The organism is Shewanella sp. POL2, assembly GCF_000282755.1.
Lineage (GTDB): Bacteria > Pseudomonadota > Gammaproteobacteria > Enterobacterales > Shewanellaceae > Shewanella > Shewanella xiamenensis.
Genome location: NZ_AKZL01000155.1, coordinates 1 through 4,443, shown reverse-complemented (window position 1 = coordinate 4,443; position 4,443 = coordinate 1). Strand labels below are relative to the sequence as shown.

Here is a 4,443-nt window from a genome sequence, read left to right as displayed (position 1 = left end):
AAAGTCACTGTACGTGCTTCAAAACCTTCCTCACCCCGAACAAAAACGACAGGGTTATCCTCGACGATTTGCAAGGCTTCGTTGCGGATCACCATTGGAGCGGCTATTTCGGCGCGGGTGATTTGCGCGTTGACAAAGAGACCGGGTTTCCAAATGCCATTCGGGTTGTCGATCAAAGCGCGCGCCATAATGGCCTGATTACCAGTTTGGCCAAGCGGCGCAATATAGATGATTTTTCCCTCTGCGATATGGGTCGAATCGAGACTGAGAATGCGAACCCGCTGGCCTAATTCAACCTGAGCAACATCCTTGGGAAAAACCGACAGCTCCACCCAAACCGTTGAGAAATCCTGTACTACCAACAACGGGATATCCGTAGTGTGCTCGCCAGCGTTTGCATTCCGCTGGGTAACGGCACCATTGAGTGCGGATACTATCGAATAGGTTTTCAGACTTTCATTCGCTTCCACAGTCACCAGGGGTTCGCCTTTGCGAACCGGATCACCAACACTTTTTTTAACTTCCCGAATAACGCCGTCGAAGCGTGCCGTTACCGACTGTACACGCTCTGCGTTGGTGGCGACGACGCCATATACTGGCAAAACATCGCGGATGCTGCCCGAGGTAACGGTTGCCAGCGTAATGCCGGCATGTTTTATCTGCTCCTGGGTCAGCTCGACGTGGCCTTCTTCACCGTGCTCTTCCTCTTCTCCGTGACCCGTCTCGGCGAAAGTTTGTCCAGACAACAGGGTGATCGCAAAGCAACACGTAATTAGACGGATAAATGATTTTTTTAACTGGGTATTTGATTTCATTGTGGGGTTCCTGAAAATGTGTTGTCTTCGCCATACTGTGTCAAGGCCAAGGGCTCTGCTGTTAGCTGCTCAATTTCTGCACCATAGGTTAAGGCGGCTGCGGCCGCTTCGATCTGGGTGCGCCTGGCGCTCAATAATTCCTGCCGCGCGCTGACATAGTCGAGATACCCGTAGCGACCGCGTTGATAGGCCGCCTGAGTTTCTACCAGGGCCTGCTCAAGGGCGGGAATGATGGCGGTGCGCAGTGCCTCTACCGCGACAATGGCTTGTTTGCGGTTGTGAAAAGCCCGGAACAGTTGCGTGTGTAGATCCAGCAGCATTACATCGCGCTCTGCCAACACCTGATTTTTTTCGGCCAACGCGGTCGAAACGGCGCCGACATTTCGCTTGCCGGAAAACAACGGCATGCTGAAACCCGCTACCAACGCGGTGTCATCGGTTTCCTGCAAGCGACGAACCCCCACCGACCAACTGATATCGGCACTGGATTGGGTTTGAGCAAGGCGTATTTCTGCTTCTTTGAGGCGGGACTCTGCTGCGAATACTTCTATCGCAGGATTTTTTTCAACTTTGGCGTACAACAGGTCGAATGCCACGTCCTCGCCAAACTGGAATAGATCACCTTCCACTTTGTCAAAGTCCGGTGAGGTTACCCCCCACAGGGCAGACAACGACACTTTCAAATAAGCAAGCCGTTGCTGCTCCGAAAGCAAAGCGAGCTTCGCTTGCTCGGCAGCGGCCTGTGCCCGTTTGACTTCCGCCTCGGGTGTCGCTCCCGCCGTAGCCCGCTTTTTCACAATGCGTAAGCTCTCGCTCGCCAACTGGGCGGCCTCGCCAGCCAGGGTGACCTGCTCCTGTGCCGCTAGCACATCGACGTAACGGCGGGTGACTTCGCCCAATAAGGCCAAGGATTCCACCTGTCGGCTGGCATTGAGCACCGACCGACTGTGGGAGATTACGCCTTGCCGTGCCGCGCGCTTATCCCCCATTTCGATGACCGAAGACAGCGCAATGGTGAGTTCAGCACCACTTGCGCCGCTGAAGTCCCCAGTGCCCCCGACATTTTCAGCGTCAAATCCCAGCTCATACGCCGGTCTTAACCCGGCTGTTTCGGCCTGCCCTTGAAGGGCTGCGTAGCGGTAGGGAAAAACTTTCAAAGACGGGTTTTGTGACAAGGCGCGCTGCACCGCATTGGTCAGCGTGATCGTTGAGTCCCCAGGCTCGGCGCTAAGCCCCGACGAAGAAATGAAAAATAATAAACTGAACAGAATACATCGGCTTTTGATATTCCTCCGCCCCAAAGCGCCAGAACCCGGCGCAGTACGTATTGATAGCATATGGTAGATCCTACTTATTTAAGATAATTCAAACCGCGCGTTGCAACGATAACGGCAACACAGAAAAAACATAATCGGTAAAATCAGGCGATTGGAGGGCGGTACAGCGACGAGGATGGGGCCTCGGGAATGAGGGCTTGAGAGTCGTTATGCAACGAATGTTTATGCAAAAAGTTTGGGTGAGTCAGGTTACCGGATAAATAGACATGGCAATGGCAGCCATGGTGATGGCAATGAAACAGGCAGTCAGTGGACATATTCTGATCAGTGGGATCAGTAGCGGTCGAGCTATCCAGTACTCCCGATGATGAGCCATCGATGAAATCAGAGGAATAAGGGGCTGTATCCGAATAATTAATGGGATGCACGTCAGCCATAGCTGTCACTGATTGCAGTGCAATCAAGAGTAACAGCAGATAAGACAGTGCTTTTCGACTCATAAACCGAACATAACCCCAATGAAATGGAATAAACTGCGAAGCAGTCCACCCTTGATTACGGATTCAATCCCCGATTGTCCCAGCGCCTTTCGTTTACCTGTTATCCGCTTATCAAAGCGAGCCAGGTCGAGGATTTTTATTGGCGAGTTATCAAAAAAAGACCATTGCTTGTTGTTCATATTGTGCTCGGCTCAGGACTTGAGCTGCAAGATACGGCGCGCACCATTCAACACAATCAAACCGATGATAAGGCCAATCACCAAGTCTGGATAACGTGAGCCCGTCCAGGCCACCAATCCACCGGCAAGGATCACCCCTAGATTGGCAATCACGTCATTGGCGGAGAAAATCCAGCTGGCTTTCATATGGGCGCCGCTATCCCGGCTTTTGGCAATCAACAGCAGACAGGTCACATTGGCCGCCAAGGCAACAAGCCCGAAGCTCATCATCAAAGTGGAAACCGGTTCACTACCCAATACTAATCGCCTTACCACCTCGCCCAAAGCGCCCAAGGCGAGAATGATCTGAAGCCAACCGGAAAAATGGGCTGCACGCAACTTCATCCGCACACTGTGCCCTACGGCATACAGCGCCACGCCGTAGACGGCGGCATCAGCGAACATATCCAGGGAGTCCGCAATCAAACCAGTGGATTGCGCCCACCAGCCGACAGTAATTTCAATGACAAACATGATGCCATTGATTGCCAGTAGCCACTTGAGAATGCCAGCTTCTCTTTCTGCCTCCTGTTTTGCAGACGCCTGCGCACGGGCGATGGACTCGCTGGCGACGGGCATTGTACTGACAAGTCTCGCGCCCAGACCGACTGATTGCATTCTTTTTTTAATAAGGTCAGCGTTATCACCATGGTAGACACTCACCTTGCGCTTGGGGGTATCGAATTCCAATGTGACTTTAGGATGCACACTGTCCAACGCCATACGGATCATGCCTTCCTCTGAAGGACAGTCCATCTTGGGGACATGATACTCACTAACAAAGCCGCCATGAGAAGCGTCGTGTACTTCGGCAATTTGGGGAGTGTTCTCCGTCGCGTTATTTTGGCAATTGCCACCGCATGTGGTCGTCATAAAAAACCCTTGTTCTATCCAAGGTGGGCAGTTTAAACTCTATAGTTACTATAGAGTCAAGCACAGAGATTGAATAAATGAAGATTGGCGAGCTGGCAAAAAAGACGGATTGCTCGGTGCAAACTATCCGTTACTATGAAAAAGAACAGTTGCTGTGCACGACACAGCGTAGTGACGGCAATTTTCGACTTTACGATGAAGCTGCTGTCGAACAGCTGCTATTTATCAAGCTCTGCCGTAACCTGGATCTCAGTTTGTCCGAGATCCGCCAGCTACTCACATTAAAACGCTCACCGGGTGCGCAATGTGATCAAGTCAATCGCATGATGGATACGCACATTCAACAAGTGGAAACGCGCATTCAGGAGCTGGTTCAGCTGCGCGAGCATTTGAAAGTACTTCGCTGCAGCTGCTCCAGTGAAAGGACGATCGAACAGTGCGGCATCTTGCAAACGTTAACCACTAATCAGCATCAGAAGCGGTAACACTTACGCGCTTGAAATCGGACGCCTGTGTTATCGGCGGTGATGTTGCGCGTTTTGATTTGGATAGTATTAAAAATACCAGGTAAACCAGAAGTACCGAAAGTTGCGCAAGCACGCCTTGCCAGGTGGATTTGACGCCAATCCAGTCAATCTCAAAACTCACAGGTAATGGCGTCATACCGATGATGGCCGCCTCCTGTAATGCCGACACAGCTTTGCCCATCAGGACAAATGCCAGCGCTAGCAGCAAGTAGGTGGTGGCTGAAAAGAATTTG

At 51.7% G+C, this 4,443-nt stretch carries 5 protein-coding genes and 1 pseudogene; 1 reads left to right on the top strand and 5 read right to left on the bottom strand.

The window, feature by feature from the left end:
* The 4 genes from SHEWPOL2_RS21495 to SHEWPOL2_RS21475 form a co-directional block, all read right to left on the bottom strand.
* A partial coding sequence (locus tag SHEWPOL2_RS21495; protein WP_037431563.1) for an efflux RND transporter periplasmic adaptor subunit occupies window positions 1–815 on the bottom strand: 815 nt, incomplete at its 3' end.
* Complete coding sequence (locus SHEWPOL2_RS21490; RefSeq protein ID WP_011711493.1) at window positions 812–2,152, bottom strand: TolC family protein; 1,341 nt, start codon at window positions 2,150–2,152, stop codon at window positions 812–814. The genes SHEWPOL2_RS21490 and SHEWPOL2_RS21495, both read right to left, overlap by 4 nt.
* An 83-nt stretch (window positions 2,153–2,235) precedes the next feature.
* A complete protein-coding gene (locus tag SHEWPOL2_RS21485) occupies window positions 2,236–2,592 on the bottom strand; it encodes a hypothetical protein (RefSeq protein WP_037431561.1) in 357 nt (118 codons plus the stop codon).
* 191 nt (window positions 2,593–2,783) lie between these two features.
* A complete protein-coding gene (locus SHEWPOL2_RS21475) occupies window positions 2,784–3,683 on the bottom strand; it encodes a cation transporter (RefSeq protein ID WP_011711494.1) in 900 nt (299 codons plus the stop codon).
* 77 nt (window positions 3,684–3,760) lie between these two features.
* Here SHEWPOL2_RS21475 and cadR point away from each other — a divergent pair, with 77 nt between their 5' ends.
* A complete protein-coding gene (gene cadR / locus SHEWPOL2_RS21470) occupies window positions 3,761–4,168 on the top strand; it encodes a Cd(II)/Pb(II)-responsive transcriptional regulator (protein ID WP_037431557.1) in 408 nt (135 codons plus the stop codon).
* On the opposite strand, the pseudogene SHEWPOL2_RS21465 reads toward cadR, so the two are convergent.
* Window positions 4,146–4,443: pseudogene (locus tag SHEWPOL2_RS21465) on the bottom strand (hypothetical protein); the annotation flags it as partial. The gene cadR and the pseudogene SHEWPOL2_RS21465 overlap by 23 nt on opposite strands.